The sequence below is a fragment of the Methylobacterium sp. WL19 genome, assembly GCF_008040005.1.
GTDB classification, from domain to species: Bacteria; Pseudomonadota; Alphaproteobacteria; order Rhizobiales; family Beijerinckiaceae; genus Methylobacterium; species Methylobacterium bullatum.
The window spans coordinates 22,244-43,761 of the sequence record NZ_VRVC01000028.1 but is presented as its reverse complement, the minus strand read 5'-3'; the positions used below and the strand labels follow the sequence as shown (position 1 = coordinate 43,761).

The 21,518-nt window shown below is 63.1% G+C and carries 19 protein-coding genes and 2 pseudogenes; 11 read left to right on the top strand and 10 right to left on the bottom strand.

Going from position 1 to position 21,518, the window contains the following annotated elements; genetic code table 11:
- The 5 genes from FV220_RS08095 to aat all read left to right on the top strand — a co-directional run.
- A partial coding sequence (locus tag FV220_RS08095; RefSeq protein WP_348642070.1) for a biotin/lipoyl-containing protein occupies positions 1-284 on the top strand: 284 nt, incomplete at its 5' end.
- 11 nt (positions 285-295) lie between these two features.
- Complete coding sequence (accC, locus tag FV220_RS08090) at positions 296-1,657, top strand: acetyl-CoA carboxylase biotin carboxylase subunit (protein WP_056145690.1); 1,362 nt, start codon at positions 296-298, stop codon at positions 1,655-1,657.
- A gap of 132 nt (positions 1,658-1,789) precedes the next feature.
- Positions 1,790-2,104: a hypothetical protein gene (locus tag FV220_RS08085; protein ID WP_147830616.1), complete on the top strand. Its 315-nt coding sequence runs from the start codon at positions 1,790-1,792 to the stop codon at positions 2,102-2,104.
- Positions 2,105-2,508: 404 nt separating this feature from the next.
- The gene (locus FV220_RS08080; protein WP_244474519.1) at positions 2,509-2,814 is read left to right on the top strand and encodes a hypothetical protein; all 306 of its coding nucleotides are present in this window, start codon (positions 2,509-2,511) and stop codon (positions 2,812-2,814) included.
- Between the two features lie 123 nt (positions 2,815-2,937).
- Positions 2,938-3,618, top strand: coding sequence for a leucyl/phenylalanyl-tRNA--protein transferase (aat, locus tag FV220_RS08075; RefSeq protein WP_056146510.1), 681 nt, complete (start codon positions 2,938-2,940; stop codon positions 3,616-3,618).
- 13 nt (positions 3,619-3,631) lie between these two features.
- Here the strand turns inward: aat and FV220_RS08070 are convergent, their stop codons facing one another.
- The 3 genes from FV220_RS08070 to FV220_RS08060 all read right to left on the bottom strand — a co-directional run bounded on the left by FV220_RS08070 (position 3,632) and on the right by FV220_RS08060 (position 5,536).
- A complete protein-coding gene (locus FV220_RS08070) occupies positions 3,632-4,264 on the bottom strand; it encodes a LysE family translocator (protein ID WP_018044719.1) in 633 nt (210 codons plus the stop codon).
- Positions 4,265-4,292: 28 nt separating this feature from the next.
- The gene (locus FV220_RS08065; RefSeq protein ID WP_238253835.1) at positions 4,293-4,889 is read right to left on the bottom strand and encodes a DUF2155 domain-containing protein; all 597 of its coding nucleotides are present in this window, start codon (positions 4,887-4,889) and stop codon (positions 4,293-4,295) included.
- A 233-nt stretch (positions 4,890-5,122) separates the two neighbouring features.
- A complete protein-coding gene (locus FV220_RS08060; RefSeq protein WP_147830614.1) occupies positions 5,123-5,536 on the bottom strand; it encodes an NADH:ubiquinone oxidoreductase subunit NDUFA12 in 414 nt (137 codons plus the stop codon).
- Positions 5,537-6,074: 538 nt separating this feature from the next.
- Here FV220_RS08060 and FV220_RS08055 point away from each other — a divergent pair.
- Together FV220_RS08055 and FV220_RS08050 are read left to right on the top strand one after the other, a co-directional pair.
- The gene (locus FV220_RS08055; protein WP_147830612.1) at positions 6,075-9,803 is read left to right on the top strand and encodes a vitamin B12-dependent ribonucleotide reductase; all 3,729 of its coding nucleotides are present in this window, start codon (positions 6,075-6,077) and stop codon (positions 9,801-9,803) included.
- Between the two features lie 12 nt (positions 9,804-9,815).
- Complete coding sequence (locus FV220_RS08050; RefSeq protein ID WP_147830610.1) at positions 9,816-10,340, top strand: hypothetical protein; 525 nt, start codon at positions 9,816-9,818, stop codon at positions 10,338-10,340.
- 560 nt (positions 10,341-10,900) lie between these two features.
- Here the strand turns inward: FV220_RS08050 and FV220_RS26025 are convergent.
- Positions 10,901-11,405: pseudogene (locus FV220_RS26025) on the bottom strand (IS5/IS1182 family transposase); the annotation flags it as partial.
- Positions 11,406-11,524: 119 nt separating this feature from the next.
- The gene (locus FV220_RS08045) at positions 11,525-11,767 is read right to left on the bottom strand and encodes a hypothetical protein (RefSeq protein WP_147830608.1); all 243 of its coding nucleotides are present in this window, start codon (positions 11,765-11,767) and stop codon (positions 11,525-11,527) included.
- 144 nt (positions 11,768-11,911) lie between these two features.
- Here FV220_RS08045 and FV220_RS08040 point away from each other — a divergent pair, with 144 nt between their 5' ends.
- A complete protein-coding gene (locus tag FV220_RS08040; RefSeq protein ID WP_147830607.1) occupies positions 11,912-12,991 on the top strand; it encodes a YeiH family protein in 1,080 nt (359 codons plus the stop codon).
- 21 nt (positions 12,992-13,012) lie between these two features.
- Positions 13,013-13,411 (top strand): annotated as a pseudogene (locus tag FV220_RS26020) (3-keto-5-aminohexanoate cleavage protein); the annotation flags it as partial.
- Between the two features lie 130 nt (positions 13,412-13,541).
- Here the strand turns inward: FV220_RS26020 and FV220_RS08035 are convergent.
- From FV220_RS08035 to FV220_RS08015, 5 genes are all read right to left on the bottom strand, one after another.
- On the bottom strand, positions 13,542-13,961 hold the full coding sequence (locus FV220_RS08035) for an FKBP-type peptidyl-prolyl cis-trans isomerase (protein ID WP_027172428.1): 420 nt from the start codon (positions 13,959-13,961) through the stop codon (positions 13,542-13,544).
- Positions 13,962-14,019: 58 nt separating this feature from the next.
- A complete protein-coding gene (locus tag FV220_RS08030; RefSeq protein WP_147830605.1) occupies positions 14,020-15,171 on the bottom strand; it encodes a GNAT family N-acetyltransferase in 1,152 nt (383 codons plus the stop codon).
- Entirely contained in the window at positions 15,168-16,532 is a 1,365-nt protein-coding gene (locus FV220_RS08025) for a lipopolysaccharide biosynthesis protein (protein ID WP_147830603.1), read from the bottom strand. The genes FV220_RS08030 and FV220_RS08025 overlap by 4 nt, the downstream gene beginning before the upstream one ends.
- A 178-nt stretch (positions 16,533-16,710) precedes the next feature.
- Positions 16,711-17,658 (bottom strand): GDSL-type esterase/lipase family protein, encoded by a 948-nt coding sequence (locus FV220_RS08020; protein ID WP_056253500.1) that lies wholly within the window; start codon positions 17,656-17,658, stop codon positions 16,711-16,713.
- Positions 17,628-18,716 (bottom strand): OpgC domain-containing protein, encoded by a 1,089-nt coding sequence (locus tag FV220_RS08015; RefSeq protein ID WP_147830601.1) that lies wholly within the window; start codon positions 18,714-18,716, stop codon positions 17,628-17,630. The genes FV220_RS08020 and FV220_RS08015 overlap by 31 nt, the downstream gene beginning before the upstream one ends.
- 228 nt (positions 18,717-18,944) lie before the next feature.
- Between FV220_RS08015 and FV220_RS08010 the strand changes: the two genes are divergently transcribed.
- The gene (locus FV220_RS08010; RefSeq protein ID WP_147830599.1) at positions 18,945-20,489 is read left to right on the top strand and encodes an ATPase domain-containing protein; all 1,545 of its coding nucleotides are present in this window, start codon (positions 18,945-18,947) and stop codon (positions 20,487-20,489) included.
- Positions 20,476-21,516: a sensor histidine kinase gene (locus FV220_RS08005; RefSeq protein WP_056146508.1), complete on the top strand. Its 1,041-nt coding sequence runs from the start codon at positions 20,476-20,478 to the stop codon at positions 21,514-21,516. The genes FV220_RS08010 and FV220_RS08005 overlap by 14 nt, the downstream gene beginning before the upstream one ends.
- The last annotated feature ends 2 nt before the right edge of the window (positions 21,517-21,518 follow it).

Here is a 21,518-nt window from a genome sequence, read left to right as displayed (position 1 = left end):
TGCCGGGCTCCGGCGCCGCTGGCGAGCGCGCCAAGGCCGGGGCCGGTCATCCGGGCGCCGTGCCCTCCCCCATGGTCGGCACTGCCTATCGCCGGCCCTCGCCGGATGCAAAGGCCTTCGTCGATATCGGGTCCCAAGTGGCGGCCGGCGAGAAACTGCTTCTGATCGAGGCGATGAAGACCTTCAACGAGATCGTCGCGCCCCGCGCCGGAACGGTGACCGCGATCTTCTTCGAGGATGGTCAGCCGGTCGAGTTCGGCGAACCTCTCCTCGTCATCGAGTGATAGCGCCCCCCATGTTCGAAAAGATCCTGATCGCCAATCGTGGCGAGATCGCCCTGCGCGTCCTGCGCGCGGCCAAGGAACTCGGGATCGCCACTGTGGCGGTGCATTCGACTGCGGATGCCGATGCCATGCATGTGCGGCTCGCCGACGAGAGTGTCTGTATCGGTCCGCCCTCGGCCAGGGACAGCTACCTCAACATTCCCTCGATCATCGCCGCCTGTGAGATCACCGGCGCGGATGCGGTGCATCCGGGCTACGGATTTCTGTCGGAGAATGCGCGCTTCGCCGAAGTGCTGGCCCATCACAATATCGGCTTCATCGGTCCCAAGGCCGAGCATATCCGCATCATGGGCGACAAGATCGAGGCCAAGCGGACAGCCAAGCGGCTCGGTATTCCTTGTGTGCCCGGCTCCGAGGGCGGTGTCGACGATCCGGTCGAGGCCAAGCGAATCGCGGCGGAGATCGGATATCCTGTTCTGGTGAAGGCCGCCTCCGGTGGCGGTGGCCGCGGCATGAAGGTGGCGCGTACGGAGGCCGATCTGGAACAGGCCCTCGACATGGCGCGCACCGAAGCGAAAGCGGCGTTCGGTGACGATGCCGTCTATCTCGAAAAATATCTCGAGAAGCCGCGGCACATCGAAGTTCAGGTTCTGGGCGATGGTCGCGGCAAGGCAGTCCACCTAGCCGAGCGCGATTGCTCGCTCCAGCGACGTCACCAGAAAGTGTGGGAGGAAGGCGGATCGCCGGTGATCGACGAGGCGACCCGTGCTGAAATCGGCGGTATCTGCGCTCGGGCGATGCAGGAGCTGCAATATATCGGCGCCGGAACGGTCGAGTTTCTCTACGAGGACGGGCGGTTCTACTTCATCGAGATGAATACCCGCATCCAGGTGGAGCATCCGGTAACGGAGATGATCACCGGGGTGGATCTCGTGTCCGAGCAAATCCGTGTGGCCGCTGGCCTGCCCCTCTCGGTGACGCAGGAGGACATCAAGGTCACGGGTCATGCCATCGAGTGCCGGATCAATGCCGAGCATCCGGCTACCTTCCGTCCATCGCCTGGGCTCATTACCTACTTCCATCCGCCCGGCGGGCTCGGTGTACGCGTCGATTCTGCCGCCTATCAGGGGTATCGCATCCCGCCGAACTACGATTCGCTGATCGGGAAACTCATCGTTCACGGGCGTACCCGACATGAATGCCTCATGCGCCTGCGTCGCGCCCTCGACGAATTCGTGGTCGCCGGCGTCGACACGACGCTTCCGCTGTTCCGAACGCTGGTGCGAAATCCGGAGGTCCTCGCGGGAGCCTACGACATCCATTGGCTGGAGAGCTTCCTCGAAGGCGGTGGCCTCTCGGAGACGACGACCTGAATGACGCCGACAAACGGCTGAGAGGAACTGCTCCGCTTAAAGCTCGTTCTCTGGATAAGAAGTTTCTCATTGCGCGCAATCGAGGGTGACCGCCCGGCGCAGTGGGAGCACGAACCCAGAAGGACGAACGTCATGCGCATTGCAAAGCTTACCGTCGCTGCCCTGCTCCTCGCAGCCTCCCCGGCCTTGGCGCAGTCACCCTCAGGCAACGTCTCGCAGCCGGAACGGACTGTGCCACAGGCCGGCACGACGACGGGTGGTCCGCTCGACAATCCGTCCACCCGGGATATGCCGCCGGCCACCGGCAGCACGAGCCGTCCAGTTGGCGAGAATGGGATGTCCGCAGGAGCCGGCGCAGTCGATTCGGCAAAAGGCGGCAATGCCGATCAGACCAATAAGGGCATGGGAGCCAATACCGGTTCCACTTCCGGCGGTCCGGCGCGCTAATCGCAGCGCTTTCCCTTTGCTTGATTTAGAGCAGCCTGCCCCAAGAGGCAGGCTGCTTTGTTTTGACCAGCAGAAAAGATAGCTTTTTAACCGTGCGAATTGTTACAACGAGCGGATGTTTCGTTTCTCTCCGTACTCGACATTTATTGGTATTCTCATCCAAAAGAATAATTCGAAGTGCCCTATGAGAGAAGAATCTGCTGCTTTTAATGCCCATTTAGAAGCACGGAGCTTTTGATGTTTGTTTTTACCCCATTGAGATGCGACACATTGCCGGCTCACTACAAGGGGAACGCCTGGCGACGACAGAGCTTATCCGACCAGCCCGGCCCGGCAAGCGCCTTTTCTGACATCAGCAGGAAGCTACCGAGAGGCCGATCACCCTTATGACAATCGAGATATTCATGCGCACCCTGACCATCGCCGTGTTGGCCGCCTCCCTGAGCGCCACCGCCGCCTTCGCCCAGTCACCATCCGCATATATCGGTGCGCCCGACCGCATCGTCCCGATGACCGGCACGCAAGCAGACGGCATCTATCGTGATGCCGAAGGTCGCGTCGATGTCGAGGATACCGGCAGCGTTCGTAGCCGCCCCTTCATTTCGAACCGCGAGGCGGTGTTCGAGGATTCCGCGAAGGGCGGCAATGCCGAGCAGAACCAGCGTTCCAACCCCAATCTCGGTACGACTTCGGGCGGTCCCGAATTCTGAAATCGATCCTTTTCACAAGACGAGACGGCGGAGCGAAAGCTCCGCCGTTTTTCGTCGGGAGCGACGCTGGGTGATGCGTCCGCCCTCTGGCTTTCGTACGTCCGAAGCGTCACATTGGTCATCATGCAGCACGACCACGACGGCGACCGCGTGGACATCACTCCGCAGATCTTGCTGAAGGCCTATGCCGCCGGAATCTTTCCCATGGCGGAAGATGCCGATGACCCGACCATCTATTGGGTCGAGCCGAAAGCACGCGGAGTTCTGCCGATCGACCGTTTCCACGTCTCCCGTCGGCTCGCCCGTACAATAAGGTCCAACCGTTTTGAGGTTCGGACAGATTTCGATTTCGATAGCGTGATCGCCGGCTGCGCTGCTCCTCGAGGCGACGGGGAGAAGACCTGGATCAACGCACGTATCCGAGAACTCTACCGTGCCCTCTATGATGCCGGCCATGCCCATACGATCGAAGTCTATGCGGAGGGACGGATCGTCGGCGGACTCTACGGCGTATCGCTCGGAGCGGCATTCTTCGGCGAGAGCATGTTCCACGTCTCCCGCGATGCATCGAAGGTTGCCCTTGTCCATCTGATGGCGAGGTTGCGGATGGGTGGCTATCGCCTCGCCGATACGCAGTTCGTCACGGACCATCTGATCCAGTTCGGAGCGGAGGAAGTGCCGCGCCATGTCTACAAACGACGGCTAGCGGAGGCGATCGCTGAGGAAGCGGTCTGGGATGTCTGGCCGAAGGAGCGGGCCGTGAGTGGCGAGGAGGTGCTCACCTCGATCGCTCGGCAGACATGAATCGCGGTGCGCGTCAGCGGGTTCTGTCGAGCGCCATGCGCAGGGCGAGACTTCCGAGAACGCCGCCCATGATCCAGCGCTGGGCTTTCAGCCATCCGGGATTGCGCGACAGAAAGACGGCGATCGATCCTGCCGCCAACGCGATCAGCGCATTCACCGCGACGCTGATCGCGATCTGGACGGAGCCCAGCATCAGTGTCTGTCCCAGCACCGAGCCGCCCGTGGGTGTCACGAATTGCGGCATGAGCGCGAGATAGAGCATCGCGATCTTCGGATTGAGGAGGTTGGTGAGGAAGCCCATGGCGAAGAGCCGCTTCCGGCTATCGGGGGCGAGCCGGCTCACCTCGAACGGTGAGCGGCCACCAGGCTTCAGCGCCTGCCAGGCAAGGTAACCGAGATAGAGGGCGCCAGTCAGTCTTAGTGCATCGTATGCGTAGGGGATCGCCAGGATCAGAGCGGTGATGCCGAAGGCGGCACAGAGCATGTAGACGACGAAGCCCAGCGCGACCCCGCCGAGGGAGACCAGCGCCGCCCCGCGGCCCTGACAGATCGCGCGGGAGACCAAATAGGCCATGTTCGGCCCTGGCGTCAGCACCATCCCGAGGGAAACGCCCGCGAAAGCCAGAAGGGTGACGGCATCGGGCATGAAGCAAAACTCGGTTGCCCGGCCGATCCTACCGGAAGATGGCGTCGAAGATCGATTGCGGCTGCTGAGGCGGCGGCGCGGGCGCCGGGCCTTCGTTGGTCGGGAAGAATTTCCGCGATGGCTTCTGCTTCGGCTGCACCGGAACTCCGCGCGGCGCCTCCACATCGACCTGCCCGTTCGGGTTGACCTGTTGGGCCGTACGCGTCGGGTCCGAGTTCCGCTGGCGCTTGGTCTTCTCCGGCTTCGACGCCATGGCAGGCACGTCTTCCTGCTCGCGGGCCTCGGCGATGATGTCGTTGCCACCTTTGCAATCCACGAGCCACACATCGTAGATCGGATGCTCGATCGCATGCAGCCCGGGACTCGCCGCGAACATCCAGCCGGTGAAGATGCGGCGGTACTTGTTGTCGAGGGTTACCTCGTCGACTTCGAGGAAGGCCGTGGTCTTTGGGCTCTCGGTGGGCGGCCGGCTGTAGCAGACGCGCGGGGTCATCTGCAGTGCGCCGAACTGAACGGTCTCGTCCACCGCGACTTCGAACGACACGATCCGCCCCGTGATCTTGTCGAGGCCGGAGAACACCGCGGTCGGGTTCTTGATCTTGTCGGCGAGGGCATGGCCCGTCATCGGCAGGCCGAGCGCCGCGGTGCCCGCGAATAGAAGGCCGGCTCTGATGGCGAGATGCAGATTGCGGTGAACGAGCATGCGGCTTACCCGGCGCGGGACGAAGAGGCGTCTGCCCTAAGCCAGGGCGGTCGCGATGTCATGCACCGATAGACAGGCCAAGCATGGTGTAAAAAGGGCGGCCCAATCATGGGTGCTGGATCCGGCGTCGGCGGCCGCTCTCATTCGGCGAAGCGCTATTCCGGGCTCCAGGCCGCGTAGTCACCACCCGTCACGACCTTGTTGCCCGGATTGAGTTGGGATCCCTTCGGACGGTACGCCGCGCTGGTTCCGGTGAGATTCTCCACATGCGGCTTCTGCCACTCGCGCGGGGTGTAGCTCTCCTCACTCGGGGGAACGTCACCGTTATGGCAGAGCCAGCCGCGCCAGCCGGGCGGGACCTTCGATGCATCGGCATAGCCGTTATAGACGACCCAGCGACGCTCCGTCCCGACCGAGCGGTCGTTCAGCGGTCCGATGGCCTTGTAATAGGTGTTTCCGAAATCGTCTTTGCCGACCAGCTGGCCGTGACGGGCCGTCATGACGGCGAGCGACATGGTCTGCCCGTTCCACCATGTGAAGATCCGCAGAAGCGTGTCCTTGAGAGCCATCGCACTTGCCTGAACCGGACCGGCGCGACCGCCCGTCCTTCGATGGCCGGACTATGGTCAGGGGCCGGCACGAAGTCCAGCGCGAGTCGGACCGGGGACAGCCATCGGCGCGCGATCAGCGATCAGGCTCCTGGGGCGGTGCGGCGGGAATCACACAGCCAACGCGCCTTAACCAAAAGCTTACATGGCCAAGGCGGCGTCCGCCCTGTGAACTCAGAAATTTTCCAGCCGGATTCCCGCAACGTAAAACAGCACTTATCGCCGCCGCCGCGATATCCACAGGTTTTACGGTAGCACTACAACATATAGCGCGGAACGTAGCCGGCACACACAAGTTGTTGACGTGGAGGGCGTGTCCGAGATAGCTTTCGAAGGTCGCCGGGACGACGGGTTCGGTCCGGTAGCCCTAAGCATTTTCGGCCATCTGACAGCGCATCGCGAGCGTTCGCGAGCGCTTGCCTTCGTCAGACTTCAGTGAATCGGCGGCTGCGCAGGGCGCGGCGGCATCGTCGACTCTTCGACAAGGGATACAGGGTTCATGCGGTTCGAGCGGCGTTACACCACGGCCGGGCAATCCCCCTACGCGACCATCGCCTTCCGCAAGGCGTTGAGCGAGATCCGCAATCCGGACGGATCCATTGTCTTCCGCCTCGACGGCATCTCGGTGCCGGACAGTTGGAGCCAGGTCGCCAGCGATGTGCTGGCGCAGAAGTACTTCCGCAAGGCCGGCGTGCCGGCGCGCCTGAAGAAGGTCGAGGAGAACGACGTTCCCTCCTTCCTGTGGCGTTCTGTGGCCGACGAGGCCGCCCTGGCGGAACTGCCGGAGGCGGAGCGCGCCGGCTCTGAGATCTCATCCACCCAAGTGTTCGACCGGCTCGCCGGCTGCTGGACCTATTGGGGCTGGAAGGGCGGCTACTTCACCTCGGAGGAGGACGCATCCGCGTTCCTCGACGAGCTTCGCTTCATGCTGGCCAAGCAGATGGTCGCGCCGAACTCGCCGCAATGGTTCAACACCGGTCTCCACTGGGCCTACGGCATCGACGGTCCGGCGCAGGGCCATCACTATGTCGATTACCGCACCGGCGGACTGGTGAAGTCGGCCTCGTCCTACGAGCACCCGCAGCCGCATGCCTGCTTCATCCAGGGTGTGCAGGACGACCTCGTGAACGAGGGCGGCATCATGGACCTGTGGGTCCGTGAGGCGCGCCTGTTCAAGTATGGCTCGGGCACCGGCTCCAACTTCTCCATGCTGCGCGGCGAGAACGAAAAGCTCGGCGGGGGCGGCAAGTCGTCGGGCCTGATGTCGTTCCTGAAGATCGGCGACCGGGCGGCCGGCGCGATCAAGTCCGGTGGCACCACCCGGCGCGCAGCCAAGATGGTCATCGTCGACATCGACCACCCGGATATCGAGCAGTACATCGATTGGAAGGTGAAGGAGGAGCAGAAGGTCGCCGCCCTCGTCACAGGCTCCAAGATCGTTTCCAAGCACCTCCAGGCAGTGATGAAGGCCTGCACCCAGTGCGAGGCCGAGGGTGATGCCTGTTTCGACATCGAGCGCAATCCCGTCCTCAAGAAGGCTGTGAAGGCAGCCCGCAAGGAGATGGTGCCGGACGGCTACACCAAGCGCGTCATCCAGTTCGCCCGCCAGGGTTTCACCAAGATCGATTTCCCGGTCTACGACACCGACTGGGATTCCGAGGCCTATCTGACGGTTGCCGGCCAGAACTCGAACAACTCCGTCTCGCTTACCGACGACTTTTTGCGCGCGGTGGAGCGTGACGAGGAATGGCATCTGACGGCTCGGACCACCGGCAAGTCCGTGAAGACGGTCCAGGCCCGCGAGCTCTGGGATAAGATCGGCGAAGCCGCTTGGGCATCCGCCGATCCGGGCCTGCATTTCAATACGACCATGAACGATTGGCACACCTGCCCGTCCGCTGGCCGGATCCGCGCGTCGAACCCGTGCTCCGAGTACATGTTCCTGGACGACACGGCCTGCAATCTCGCGTCCGCCAACCTGCTGACGATGTACGATCAGGCCAGCGGCGAGTTCGACGTAGCTGCCTTCGAGCACCTCAACCGGCTCTGGACCGTGGTCCTCGAGATTTCGGTGATGATGGCGCAGTTCCCGTCGAAGGAGATCGCGGAGCTTTCCTACCGCTATCGTACCCTGGGTCTCGGCTACGCCAATATCGGCGGCCTGTTGATGAGCATGGGCCTGCCTTACGATTCGCATAAGGGTCGGGCACTGGCCGGTGCCCTGACCGCCATCATGACTGGTGTCGCCTACGCCACCTCGGCGGAAATGGCTGCCGAACTCGGGCCGTTCCCGGGCTACGACGAGAACGCGGATGCCATGCTCAAGGTCATCCGTAACCATCGCCGCGCGGCGCATGGCGAGGCTGCGGGCTACGAGTTCCTCTCGATCGCCCCCGTCCCCCTCGACATCGCCAACATTCCTCAAACGAACCTGGCGGAACGCGCCAAGGTGGCGTGGGACCGCGCCCTCTCGCTGGGCGAGGAGCACGGCTACCGCAACGCCCAGGCCACCGTCATCGCGCCCACCGGCACGATTGGCCTCGTGATGGATTGCGACACCACCGGTATCGAACCGGACTTCGCCCTGGTGAAGTTCAAGAAGCTCGCGGGTGGCGGTTACTTCAAGATCATCAACCGTGCCGTACCGAACGCCTTGCGTTCCCTCGGCTACCGCGAATCGGAGATTGCCGAGATCGAGGCCTATGCCGTCGGCCATGGTTCGATGGGGCAGGCTCCCGCCATCAACCCGGGTTCCCTGCGCGCCAGAGGCTTCACCGACGACAAGATTGCGGCCATCGAGGCGGGACTGAAGTCGGCCTTCGACATCAAGTTCGTGTTCAACCGCTGGACCCTCGGCGACGACTTCCTCAAGGACGTGCTTCAGGTTCCGGCCGATAAGCTCGCCGACGCGACTTTCGAGATCCTGCCCTTCCTCGGCTATTCGAAGAAGGACATCGAGGCAGCCAACACGCATATCTGCGGCGCGATGACCCTCGAGGGAGCCCCCTTCCTCAAGCAGGAGCATTACGCGGTCTTCGATTGCGCCAACCCGTGCGGGCGCATCGGCAAGCGCTACCTCTCGGTGGAGAGCCACATCCGCATGATGGCAGCGGCGCAGCCCTTCATCTCTGGGGCGATCTCTAAGACCATCAACATGCCCAACGACGCCACGGTCGAGGATTGCAAGAACGCCTACAAGCTGTCTTGGACGCTGGCCCTCAAGGCCAACGCCCTCTACCGCGACGGCTCGAAACTCTCTCAGCCCCTGAACTCGGCGCTCATCGCCGATGAGGAGGAGGATACCGAGGAGGCCATCGAAGCTCTGGTGGCGCAACCGGCCACCGCCAAGGCAGCGCAGCTCGCGGAAAAAATCGTCGAACGGGTGATCGAGCGCGTCGAGCGTATCCGCTCGCGCGAGAAGCTACCCGATCGGCGCAAGGGCTATACTCAGAAGGCTGTTGTCGGCGGCCACAAGGTCTATCTGCGGACCGGCGAATATGAGGATGGCCGCATCGGCGAGATCTTCATCGACATGCACAAGGAAGGCGCCGCCTTCCGTTCGCTGATGAACAACTTCGCCATCGCGATCTCGATCGGCCTTCAATACGGCGTGCCGATGGAGGAGTATGTCGACGCCTTCACCTTCACCCGCTTCGAGCCGGCCGGATTTGTCCAAGGCAACGACGCGATCAAGAACGCTACCTCGATCCTCGACTACGTGTTCCGCGAGCTGGCGATCTCGTATCTCGGCAGGATGGACCTCGCCCATGTCGACCCGTCTGAAATCGGCAACACGGTGATGGGCAAGGGCGAGGGCGAAGGGAGCCGCAGTGGCGGCGACAGGCCGGATCCCGTGGCGTCCAGCGTCGTCTCGCGCGGCCTGCTGCGCGGATCGGCCGACCGGCTTACCCTCATCCAGGGCGGCCCCGGCGGCGGCACGATGGGCATCGGCTCCGGTAACGCCGGAACGAGTTCCCCGGCCGGCGGCGTCGTTCATGCCCTGCGGGGAGCGACGGCATTGAAGGCCGAAGAGAGGGATACTTCAGTAGCTCTCGGGTTTTCTCTTCCAAATACAGAAGTCGGCCCATCAATTGCCTACCGTAGAACTGAAGCTAAGCTGAAGGGCTATGTGGGAGAAGCTTGCCCAGAGTGTGCAAACTTTACTCTCGTTCGGAATGGAACATGTATGAAGTGCGATACATGTGGAAGCACTACCGGCTGTTCATAAAGGAAAATGAGTATGGCCGGGACATATGTTACTACACCCCGGCCGTACTATAAAATCAATATTTCAGTCCAAAACTGCCGAGAGCTTGCATCTCTCGGCAGTTCCATCGATTTTAGTATTACAGAATTTATTGTCGGCCCTTTAATCGATCACTTTCGAGGAAGGCTTGGCATTGAGTATATCCTACAAGACGAAGTTGCCGGACCAGCTGAAGTGGTCATAAATGGCGATAAAACGTCTATACTATTAAGAGTAAGTAAGGAAATGTGGGCTGCCGCATCCAGGGGCGAGGCAGAGGGACGACGCATCTTAGCTCATGAAATAGACACATCTGGCTTCATAGAGATGATAAATTTCTATTTTCAGATGATATTGAATTCAATCATAGGTTTATTCCATCTGAATGCTTTGTTGAAAATCAAGCAAATGTCTTCGCTGATCTATTCCTGCTTCCAGATCAAGCGGTTAAAAATTTTGACGCAATTCAAGACCTTATTGATTATTGCGATTATTATTCTGGCGTACCTAGAGATGTGATACAACGTCGCTTCCGTATTGCACAAGAAAGAAAACGTCATTTTTTTCTTCCAAAGTATGAGATGGGGCGGATTTGTGCAAAGTGTGGAGAGGAAAAAGTTTCGCTGATTGTTTCCGTTCTTAAGTGTGATAATTGTGGTAATATTTCCTATTAACAAAAAACTAAGATTAGCTTAGCTCTTCAATGGCTGAGCTTTAGACGGTCGGCCATGCCGAAAGCCTCGTTACCGCCCTCCCCTTCGCCAAGGCCGAACGCACCGTGTCGGACCGCCGAGCCGAGGCCAAGATAAAGGGCTATGTCAGGGAATCCTGCTCCGAATGCGCGAATTTCACCCTCGTGCGTAACGGAACTTGCTTGAAATGCGATAAGTGTGGCGGAACGACGGGCTGCTCGTAAGGGGTTAGCAAAAACTGTTGCCACGACGAGCACCAAAACATTGCATTTCTAGCGATGTTTCTGGCTACTAAAATAACATAAAGCTGCGTATGACAGGACGGTGCGCGGAGGAATCCGCGCGTTTTTCCTTTATTTACACGGTATTATAAATGCTGAACCTGATCAGGCGTCGGAGCAAAAACTGCCCGAAGCCTCTTGCCTGCTTGACCTGCCCGGACGCCGGCCCGGCGACCTGCTTCCTGAGGCGATAGCGGCTCCGGCTGCCAGCCTGCTCCAGCCGCGGGGGCATCGCACACATCAGGGGGCGTCTTCATCAGCGTGCGAGGGCCGGCCCGCATCCGTCTCGCTGTGACGCGCCCGACCCGGAGCCAGGTCGGCGGTAATCCGCCGCTCCCTCACAGCAGCGAGGTTCGCCTCGTTGGCAAAGCATGCATCGCAGGAGACGTCACACCGCTTAGCCCGAGATGACTGCGGACGTCGTCGATGAGCGGCACCAGGGGGCGGGAGTGGGCGCAATTCGTAACAAGGGGATGCACAACGGTGATCTAACTCGCGGCATCGGCGGCGATCTGCCCGCGCTAGCCCTACACGAAGGCATCGCACCTGGGCACGATCAGACTGTCTGCGTCCGTAAAGTTGCGCTCTGGTCGGTCTGGCGGACCCCCGTCCACTCTAGCTAAATTATACAATGGCGACGGTCTTTCATTAGCCAATCGAGAAAACGGAAGCAAGGCAATCGGCCCGTTATCTCGCAGACGCTTCTTGATGGACAGCCCTCGACGTCACGTCAGTGCATCAATGTGACGAAAGCCCCGATCTTCTCTTGGGCAAGGATAAAGGTATGGCTAAATGGCTGATCGTTCAAATAAACCCGCCCCGCAGTCAAAGTCAGGGCGAGTGTCCAAAAGATCGCGATAGCGGCATTGCGCGCCCGACGATCTCCCTGCACCATGTGCGTGGTGCGGTCTTCTCCCACCGGCTCGCCATACGGATCGAAGCTGGTGACGTTGGCATCGGAACACGTGGTCATGGGCATTAAGATCGGGCTTTGCGTGCCAGCGATCAATGGATAAGACTTTTGAAATTCCCGCGGTATGGAGCGCGACTTTCTCTTTTCGTCGAGCCATGTGGAAGTTTTTTTCGGGGAGCCTGGAGGCAACTCCGAGCGGGTGGAATGGGCGTGAAGGCATCCTCGAATCTGACAATCCCGACGGGAGCGGCCACGTCGCATAGGCGATCGTCGCTTCTGCCGGGCATCGTCCTCTGCCTCGGTGTCACCGGGATCGCCATAGCCATCCAAGCCTGGGAGGAGCGGGCCACCGGGCACCCCTATATCGAAGCGCTCGTGATCGCGATCCTGTTCGGCATTGCGATCCGCACCGTCTGGATGCCGGGAGAGCGCTTCCGGGCAGGGATTGCCTTCAGCGCGAAGCAACTGCTCGAACTGGCCGTGACGTTGATGGGAGCGTCGGTCACCCTCGGCGCCATCGTCGCCTCAGGATCCGCACTTCTCACCGGCATCGTCGGCACGGTGTTGCTGGCGATCGTCTCGAGTTACGCGATCTGCCGTGGTCTCGGCCTGCCGGCCCGGATGGCGATCCTGGTTGCCTGCGGCAACGCCATCTGCGGAAATTCGGCCATCGCCGCCGTGGCGCCGGTGATCGGAGCCGATAGCAAGGACGTCGCCGGCTCCATCGCCTTCACCGCCGTGCTCGGCGTGCTGATGGTGCTCGGCCTGCCCCTCTTCATCCCCCTCGTTGGCCTATCGGATCACCAGTACGGGGTGCTGGCGGGCCTAACCGTCTACGCTGTGCCGCAGGTGCTCGCCGCCACGGTGCCGGTGGGGCTGCTCAGCACCCAGGTCGGCACGCTGGTCAAGCTGGTGCGTGTATTGATGCTCGGCCCCGTCGTCATCGCCTTCTCGCTCATCGCCCATCGGCTTGCCTTGGAAGACGGAGTTCGGAAAGCATCGACGGGGCGGCTCGGCTTCACCAAGCTCGTACCCTGGTTCATTCTGGGTTTTCTCGGGCTGGCGAGCCTGCGTTCCCTCGGCCTGATCCCTGAGGCGGCCTCCGGGCCGGTGAGGCAACTGGCTGGATTCTTGACGATCATGTCCATGGCCGCCCTGGGCCTGGGCGTCGATGTCCGGGTACTGGCCCGCATGGGCGGGCGGGTGACGCTTGCCGTCACCGGCTCTCTGGCCGTCCTCCTCGCCATCAGCCTTCTTCTCATCCGCGCCCTCGGCATCTCTTGATCGCCTGATCCGCGGTGCGCCGAAATCGAGATGTTCGACCTCTCGCACCTGTACGGCGCCCGGCGTCTTCTCGATGAGGGGTTGAAGAATGCCCGTCCCCGCGTCCCTTCGTAACCCGCCTGAAGAACGCTCTTCCTGCCAATGAGCGCCTCCTCGACCGGCTCCTCGGGGAGCGGAAACGGATCCTGCCCCCGGGCGACCTGGACGGCCGCCGGCACCGGCCGGCATCCGGCCGAGGTATTGGATTGGGCGCATGCGCGCGAGGACGATGCGGTGCGGACTGGAAGACAAGATCCGTGTCCCGGAGCACCAATTGGCAGCCAGCAGCGCTGAACTCGTCGGGCTAGCCCTCGAACGGGGTTTCGCCGCGGCCGGGACGTCGCCGAACCCTACGCGGCTCGGGAGCTTCTCGGTCTCGCGACCTGTGCCTTCTGTGCCAAGAGGGCTGCAGGCGAAGCTCTTCACCGCCTGCAGCCGCACCGGACGCGTCTTTCAGGGCTCCCGGTACCTCAAGGTTAGGACCGGGGCCGCGCCGTTCTCCAGCCGGCCTTCAGTTCACGCCGAGCAGTTCGACGTCGAAGATGAGCGTGGCGTTCGGGGGGATCAGGCCACCGGCGCCGCGTGCGCCATAGCCGAGGTCGGATGGGATGATGAGCGTGCGCTTGCCGCCGACCTTCATCGTGGCGACCCCCTGGTCCCAGCCGCCGATGACCTGTCCGATACCGAGGGTGAAGCTGAAGGGCTGGCCCCGGTCGCGGGAGGAGTCGAACTTCTTGCCGGGCTTGCCACCATCGTCGAGCCAGCCGGTGTAATGGACGCTGACCTTCTTGCCGGTCTGTGGCGAGGGGCCGGTGCCGACGACTTCGTCGCGATATTGAAGGCCCGAAGGCGTGGTCACGGTCTCGGCGGATGCGGAAGCGGTCATGGCGATCAACAAGGCTCCGGTGAGGGCAAGAAGCGGACGACGCATGCGGATGGTTCCTGTCTGGCGTGCCGAACGGGCCGAGTAGCACGGCTGCGCCCGCGCGTCAGCGCCTGCCCAAGACCCGCTTGATCAGCGCCTTGCAATCGCGTTCGATCATGACAAGGCGAATCCGTCGATCTACGGGAAGCAAGCGGGACGCCCGGCGCGGGGCGGCGACGACCTCGCAGATCGTCTCCCGGTCCGGAAAGAGATCCTCTAGGACGGAACCGGCCAATGTCGCCGAATCGAGCCGCTGGGCGAACCCCGTCTCGTGCAGCATCTCGATGATCCGTGCCTCGAGCAGGAGCCCCGGAGCGTTGGAGCGCTCGGTCTCGTCATAGGTCGTCTTCAGAAGCGTGGCCGTGCCGCCTGTCAGAAGGGCGAGGCTGATCGAGAGGGGGCGACCGTCGAGCCGAAGGATATCGGCGCGTAGGCCGATCGGGCCGCTCCCGTCGGCGAAGAGGGCTCGCGCAAAAGCCTCGTGCTGTGGCTGACAAGTCAGCGCCGTTCTGGCTCTGCCCTTCCATCCGGCCCGTTCGAGACTGAGGAAGCTGGTGACGGCATCGCGCAGGTGTGCGCCATCGGTGGCGACATCGAGGATGAGCGTACCACGCTTCGATAGACGCCGATCGCGACGGTTCAGATCCTTCAGGCGCGACCGGTTCGGATGACCTACGAGGAAGGCGTCATATGAGGTGCGGCGCTCTACGATCGGTCGTTCGAAACTGTGTGCGGTGCCATGCTGCCAGCCCGCCCGATCCATCGCCGCGAGCAGTTCGCCACCGAGCCTCGTCGAGGTGGGAAGCAGCGGCCAGCGCCAGAGATGGCCGCCGGAGGCGGATTGTAGACCCGCCACCAGAAGATCGAGAATTTCCTCCAGGTCCGGGTCGTCGGCAACGAGCGGACTCGTCTGCGTGATGAAGGGTGAGAGGAAGGGGCGTGCCACCTTCATTCCGAGCCCGCAGACATCGCGCTTGCATGCGAACGGTAGTAGCGCATCGAGGCCGCTCGGACCCCGCACGGCAACGAAGGCGAGATCCGTATCGGCGAGTCCCGCAGCGTGGTGGGCGGCGATGACGTGGCGGCTGTAATGCGGATGCGTGGTGAGCGCCCGGGCCATCAGCGCGTCCCAGGCACCGGGATCGGCAGCCAATTCCGAATATGTGACGATCGAGGCGGAGCGTCGGCCGTTCGTCCCTCGATGCTCGGTCTTCATGAACCCGCGCGGCTTGGGAACCGCAGAACCGGCGTCACGATGCCGTGTACGAGGAAAGCCCCCATCGCCATGCCGGCTCCGCGAAGGATGGTGGCCAGTGCCATGGCGATGGCGGCCCCCATGGCGCCCATCGACGGGACGAGGACCACACACAGAAAGGCTGCCACGGCCAGCGTTGCCAGTGTGATGGCGGCGCACAGACGTTCGCCGTCGATCATGGTCAGCAGGTCCTCCCCCGGCCCGAACAGGCTTGCACCGACATTGCCCAAAACCAGCACGGCGAGGAGCGGGAAGCTCGCGCCGAATTCCGGCCCGAACATCGCGAGCAGGAACGGTCCCGCCGCCACGATGACGAGACCGACCGTCACCGTGGCGGCGAATGTGAGCCGGGCCTGGATGCGGACGAAGCGTTTCAGGCCCGGAGCATCCCGGGACGCATGGATGGCGGCGAAACGCTGAGCGGTGGCCGCGGATGCGGCGTAATGCACGAAGGGGACGAATTGCTGGATCCGGGTCGCGACGAAATAGAGGGCCACCGCCGTCGGCGGCATCATCATACTCAGGATGACCACATCGATCATGGTGAAGGCGGAATGGGCAAGATCACCCGCCGCGATTGGCAGGCATGCCCGGAGCCAGATCCGCCAACGGTATCGCGGTGGCTCCGAGGGCAGAACGGCGCGAAGGCGCAGGATCAGGAGCCACGCTTGGATCGCCAGGGCGATCCCGGTGGCGACCAAGGTGCACGCGACGGCAACCCAAGCCTGCGCCGGCGCTCCCGCGGCGACGGCTCCCGCCATGGCGGCCATGATCAGGCACTGGCGGAGGAGATAGGGTGGCGCGATGGCGAGCACCGCCCAGTTCTGGCTGCGGGCGACGCCCTCGAGATAGTCTTGCAGGGTGAAGAGCGGCAGGACCAGCGCGGCGACGAGCAGTGGTCCAGCATACGGTCCTCCGAGGAGGGTACCCTGCATCCAGACCAGTGCGAGGCCGAGACATGCGACGGTGCAGGCGCACGCGGCACTCACCCATGCGCCCCCGATGAGGAACCCCCGGACATGGACGAGGTCGGCCCGTGCTTGGTCGGCGGGCAGGAAACGGCAGGCGCCCTGGGCGAAACCCAGTGTCGAGGAATGCCCGAGGATGGCGATCCAGACCCAGATCGAGGCGAATATCCCGTATTCCGTCCGCCCCATCAGGCGCGCCATCAGCACTTGCGCCCCGTAGGCGAAGACGGCGGCAGCGATACGGATGGTGAAGACGTCGAGTGCCGCTCCCGCGGCACCTGCGCGGAACGTCTTGAAGCGGACGATCACCGCTCCGAAGGTGCGACCCTCCGTCCCATCAGTTGCTAAGCTCACGTCGCCCCTTCGAGATCTCAAGTCAGGCCCTGGCCTCGTTCCGGAAACAGGACGCCTGTCTTCGGACGAGGTCACGCAATACCGGGGCTTTTTTTCGCATCGTTCCGGCGTCGGTGTTCAGAGCGACACCCGTTGCGGCCGGGCTAAAAGAAACCGAGTGCGCATGTCACCGTGCGCATCAGGGCTTGTCCTCCAGCGATGCACCGCCGCTCCGTGGGGGCGACGGCTTGACCGAAGCATCCTTCGGCGGCGCGACGATCAGGGCCGGCGCGCCGGCCGTCCCCGTCGCCGCAGGGTCGGGCTGTAGCAGGGAGAGAGTGATGGCCCGCGTCACGTGTTCGGCCATGCAGCGCAGGCCGAGGTCGTTGAGGCGGAACTGGCGCCCCAGCATGTGCGCTTCGCCCTTGTCGCTACTGCCGGACAGGTAGCGCATCGCCTCGTAGCGCTGTACCAGCGGAACGCCTTCGCGCAGGGCCACTTCCTGCACCTTGCGGACGATGCTGCTGTAATATTCGTCCTGGGCCAGCGACGCCGTGTAGACGGGATTGACCAGCACCACGTCGATATCGTGCGACTTAATCCACTGAACCGTTTCGTCGAGAGCGCTCGCGAAGGCATCGAGATCGACGCGGGCGAGTGCATCGTGGGTGCCGACTTGCCAGACCACGAGATCGGGCTCCACCTCTGCCACCATACTGCGCAGACGCTCCGCCGCGCCGGAGGCTATCTCACCCTGCATGCCCCGGCTCTCGACTTCCACATCCACATTGGGAAGCGAGCGTTCCAGTGCCGTCTCCAGCTTGACCGGATAGGTCGCCGAGGCCCCGGCACCGGCCGAGGACGAACCGATGGCCAGAACGCGGACCGGACGCTTCTCCTTGAGCGCCGCTTTGACCGAGTTCAACCGGGCGAGGGTGTAGAGCTTGGAGCCGGGAACCCGGCATTCGGGCGACAGGCTCACATCGACGGCCTCCGACGCCTCGCCGCCCGGAGCGGGCGCCGCTGCGGTCGGTGGTGAGACGATCGTCGCACCGCCCTCCGCCCTGGTCTGCGATGATCCGACGATCATTCCCAGTAAGGCGAGGCCGAGGGAAATCAGGAGTGCCGAGGTTTGCGCGAGCGCCATTCGACGAACCATGCAGTGAAGCCCAGAGCGAACAAGCCGAATCCCATGACGCCGACATCAACCAGGATGCCGCCCCCCGTCCAGAACCGCACGAGTTGTGCGGCTAGGCTCAGGAGCGAGCCGATGGAGAAGACTGCCAGTGAATTACGACCGAGTCCCGTCAAATATCGACCGACCGCGCCGACATGCGGGACGATGAGCGCGTAGACCCCCTGGAAGGCCAGCAGCACTCCGAGGAAGTGGATCAGCCGGGCGGGCGACAGGTAGGTCTTGTCGAAGGAGAAGACGAGCCGTGGATCGGGAACGAGCAACGGGTCGGGCCTGAGATCGAACACCGATAGCACGATGCCGAGCACGACGATGACGACGCCCACGGGCATCAGTCGCTTTGACCAGCGCCGGAGCGTGTCGGATTCGCGGTTCAGATCCTGCCCGACGAATCCGAGCACGAGCAGCAATTGCCAGCACAGCGGATCGAAGAACCAATCCCCCTCCCCCGGCCAGGATGGCAGGTTCCATTCGAAGACGAGGCTTGCGGCATAGAGGGAGAAGGACAGTCCGAGCGCCGCGACGCGGCTCACCCGGGCCACCAGGATGAAGACGGGGGCGATGCCGAGAAGCACCACGTAGAGCGGCAGGATGTTGAAGAAGCCGAGTTGATGTGTGAGCAGCACGAAACCGACGGTGGTCTGTATAGGATCGGCGAAGAAGCCGCCGGCGTTGTGCCACTCAAGAAGAAGCGGATTGTCGAGAAGCAACGCCGTCCCGGCAATCATGGCCAATGCGATGGCCATCGTCGTGATCTGGGCGCGATAGACTTCGATCGTGCGTGACAGCAGTCTCAGGACGCTTTTCAGGCGCGGTTCCGGTCGTCCGTCGCGCCCGCGCGTGGCGATCCCGATCGACCATCCGGCGAGGAAGACGAACAGCTCCGCCGCATCTGAAATGCCGTATTGCGAGTAGGTGTAGCGCTCGAACGTGTTGCCCGGGATGTGGTTGACGTAGATCGTCACGAGGGCGAGGCCGCGCCAGAAATCGATCGCGTTCGGTTCGCGCATAAGGGATCCGAACTCCGGAATGTCGGGCGGGTTGGAGGAGCGCGAAGCGGAATCGGAGGCCGCCTCGCAGCGCAACGGCACGGTCTGATAATGCGGTACGCGGCAATCTGCAAAGGCGGTATCCGATCCGTCCCGTACGGGATGAATCCGCACTGTGGCCGATTTATCGGGGACAGGGCCGGCGCGGAAACTTATGCTGCGATCATGCCGTACCCACCGGACACGACGATGTCAGCCAGTCCCGCCCCCGATGCCCAACCGATTCCCACGGGAGTTCCGGGGCTCGATGTGATCCTGGCGGGAGGATACGCGGCCCAGCGTGCCCATCTCATCGAGGGACGGCCCGGTGGCGGCAAGACGACCCTCGGCCTCCAGTTTCTTCTCGACGGCGCCGCCCGGGGCGAGACATGCCTCTATATCACCCTGTCGGAGAGCCGCCGCGAGCTGATGTCCGTCTCCGAGCGGCATGGCTGGTCGCTGGAGGGGATCGAGATCTACGAACTCGTTCCGCCGGAACTCAGCTTGGATTCGAAGCTGCAGCAGAGCCTCGTCCATTCGTCCGATCTCGAGCTCGGTGAAACCGTGCGCATGGCCCTGAGCGAGATGGAGCGGGTGAAGCCGAGCCGTGTCGTGTTCGACAGCCTGTCGGAGATCAGGTTGCTGTCACAAGGGTCGCTGCGCTACCGGCGCCAGGTGCTCGCACTGAAGAGCTACTTCCTCCTCAACGACATCACCGCGCTGATGCTCGACGATCTCAGCGCCGAGCATGACGACCTCAACCTGCATTCCATCAGCCACGCGGTGATCCGGCTCGAACAGCTGACGCCGGCCTATGGTGCCCCGCGGCGGCGCGTCCACGTCATCAAGATGCGGGGCACGGAGTACCAGGGCGGCTACCACGACTTCGCAATCCGCAAGGGCGGCATCCTGGTGCATCCGCGCCTGATCGCGAGCGACCATCCCAGCAGCTTCGAGGCGGGCTCGGTGGAAAGCGGCGTCGCCGAGCTCGATCGGGTTCTGGGCGGCGGCCTCGACCGGGGGACGACGAGCCTCATCGTCGGTCCGTCGGGGGCCGGCAAATCCACGCTCGCCATGAGCTACCTGGTGGCCGCCCTCCGGCGCGGCGAACGCGGCCTGATCATCAGCTTCGACGAGACGCGCGGCATCCTGTTGCGACGTGCCCGGAGCGTGGGCATGCCCCTGGCGGATTTCATCGAGGCCGGATCGCTGCAGATCGAGCAGATCGACCCTGCCGACGTCTCGCCCGGCGATTTCGCGGGACGTATCCGCGATGCCGTGGAGCACGATGCGGCCAGGATCGTCATCATCGACAGCCTGACCGGCTACATGACCGCCATGGCGGGCCAGCCCTTCCTCGTCATGCAGATGCACGAGCTCGTCACCTACCTGAACCAGCAGGGCGTGGTGACGATCCTGATCCTCGCCCAGCACGGCATGGTGGGGAAGATGGAATCGCCGGTGGACCTGACCTATGTCAGCGACACCGTCGTGATGCTGCGGTTCTTCGAGGCCGCCGGCCGGGTTCGCCGGGCCTTGTCCGTTCTCAAGAAGCGGACCGGTCCGCACGAGGACACGATCCGCGAGTTCAAGATCGACGCCAACGGATTGCGCGTCGGCGAACCCCTGCGGAAATTCCGCGGCGTCCTGACGGGCGTGCCCACCTATGACGGCAACGGCGACAATCTCCTCGTCGAACGGGTCGGGGCCGATGGAGAGTCCCTGGACGAGCCCGGACGCGATGCCGCATCCTGAACCGGTCGTTCTGATCCTCGCGCCCCTGGGACGTGATGCGTCAGTGGCCACGGCGATCCTGGCGGAAGTCGGTATCGCCTCTGAGTCGATCTCGACCCTCGACGCCCTGGTGGCCGGCCTCGATGGCGCCGCCTGCGCGGTGATGACCGAGGAAGCGCTACTCCGCTGGGACCGCAACGCCATCGCCCACTGGGTCGAACGGCAGCCGCCCTGGTCGGATTTTCCCTTCGTGCTGCTCAGCTCTCGCGGCGGCTCGCCGGATGTGCGGCTCACCGATCTCCTGGGCAACGTGACGGTGCTGGAACGTCCCTTCCACCCGGCGGTGTTGGCCAATGCGGTGCGCTCCGCCCTCCGCGCCCGGCGGCGGCAGCGCGAAGTGCAAGCCTATCTTGAGGAACGCCAGCGGACGCACGAGCGGCAGGCCCTGCTGATCCGCGAGCTTCACCACCGCGTCAAGAACACGCTCGCCACCGTCCAGGGACTGCTCGGAGCGACGGCGCGCTCCACCAAGGATGTGAACACGTTCTATCATTCGTTCTCGGACCGGATCGTCTCGCTGGGCAAGACGCACAACCTGCTCACCGAGGATTACTGGCAGACGGCCCCGCTGCGCGAGCTGCTGCAGAACGAACTCGGTCATTACAACGATGCGACGACCAGCCGGATCATCCTCGACGGACCGGCGATCGAACTGGCCGCGGACCTCGCCGTCCCCACCGGCATGGCGATCCACGAGTTGACCACGAATGCCACCAAGCACGGTGCGCTGTCGCTGCCATCCGGGCGGATCGTGGTGCGTTGGAGCGTCGATCGGCGAGAGGCAGGGCGTGTGCTCGACCTGAGCTGGACGGAAACGGGTGGTCCCCCCGTGAAGCCGCCGGAGCGCAAGGGATTCGGCTCGACGCTGCTGCAGCGCGTGCTCGCGCAGCAATGCAATGCCGAAGTCGTCATCGCCTACGAGGCCGAGGGGCTGCGGTTCCACATGGTCGCCCCCCTGCCCGAGGATCGGCTGGTGCCCGCATACTGACT

What these genes read in the sequence shown, in the direction of transcription:
- accC (WP_056145690.1), top strand. Translation starts at nt 296, where the DNA reads ATGTTCGAAAAGATCCTGATCGCCAATCGTGGCGAGATCGCCCTGCGC.
- FV220_RS08085 (WP_147830616.1), top strand. Translation starts at nt 1,790, where the DNA reads ATGCGCATTGCAAAGCTTACCGTCGCTGCCCTGCTCCTCGCAGCCTCC.
- FV220_RS08080 (WP_244474519.1), top strand. Translation starts at nt 2,509, where the DNA reads ATGCGCACCCTGACCATCGCCGTGTTGGCCGCCTCCCTGAGCGCCACC.
- aat (WP_056146510.1), top strand. Translation starts at nt 2,938, where the DNA reads ATGCAGCACGACCACGACGGCGACCGCGTGGACATCACTCCGCAGATC.
- FV220_RS08070 (WP_018044719.1), bottom strand. Translation starts at nt 4,264, where the DNA reads ATGCCCGATGCCGTCACCCTTCTGGCTTTCGCGGGCGTTTCCCTCGGG.
- FV220_RS08065 (WP_238253835.1), bottom strand. Translation starts at nt 4,889, where the DNA reads ATGACGGGCCATGCCCTCGCCGACAAGATCAAGAACCCGACCGCGGTG.
- FV220_RS08060 (WP_147830614.1), bottom strand. Translation starts at nt 5,536, where the DNA reads ATGGCTCTCAAGGACACGCTTCTGCGGATCTTCACATGGTGGAACGGG.
- FV220_RS08055 (WP_147830612.1), top strand. Translation starts at nt 6,075, where the DNA reads ATGCGGTTCGAGCGGCGTTACACCACGGCCGGGCAATCCCCCTACGCG.
- FV220_RS08050 (WP_147830610.1), top strand. Translation starts at nt 9,816, where the DNA reads ATGGCCGGGACATATGTTACTACACCCCGGCCGTACTATAAAATCAAT.
- FV220_RS08045 (WP_147830608.1), bottom strand. Translation starts at nt 11,767, where the DNA reads ATGACCACGTGTTCCGATGCCAACGTCACCAGCTTCGATCCGTATGGC.
- FV220_RS08040 (WP_147830607.1), top strand. Translation starts at nt 11,912, where the DNA reads ATGGGCGTGAAGGCATCCTCGAATCTGACAATCCCGACGGGAGCGGCC.
- FV220_RS08035 (WP_027172428.1), bottom strand. Translation starts at nt 13,961, where the DNA reads ATGCGTCGTCCGCTTCTTGCCCTCACCGGAGCCTTGTTGATCGCCATG.
- FV220_RS08030 (WP_147830605.1), bottom strand. Translation starts at nt 15,171, where the DNA reads ATGAAGACCGAGCATCGAGGGACGAACGGCCGACGCTCCGCCTCGATC.
- FV220_RS08020 (WP_056253500.1), bottom strand. Translation starts at nt 17,658, where the DNA reads ATGGCGCTCGCGCAAACCTCGGCACTCCTGATTTCCCTCGGCCTCGCC.
- FV220_RS08015 (WP_147830601.1), bottom strand. Translation starts at nt 18,716, where the DNA reads ATGCGCGAACCGAACGCGATCGATTTCTGGCGCGGCCTCGCCCTCGTG.
- FV220_RS08010 (WP_147830599.1), top strand. Translation starts at nt 18,945, where the DNA reads ATGTCAGCCAGTCCCGCCCCCGATGCCCAACCGATTCCCACGGGAGTT.
- FV220_RS08005 (WP_056146508.1), top strand. Translation starts at nt 20,476, where the DNA reads ATGCCGCATCCTGAACCGGTCGTTCTGATCCTCGCGCCCCTGGGACGT.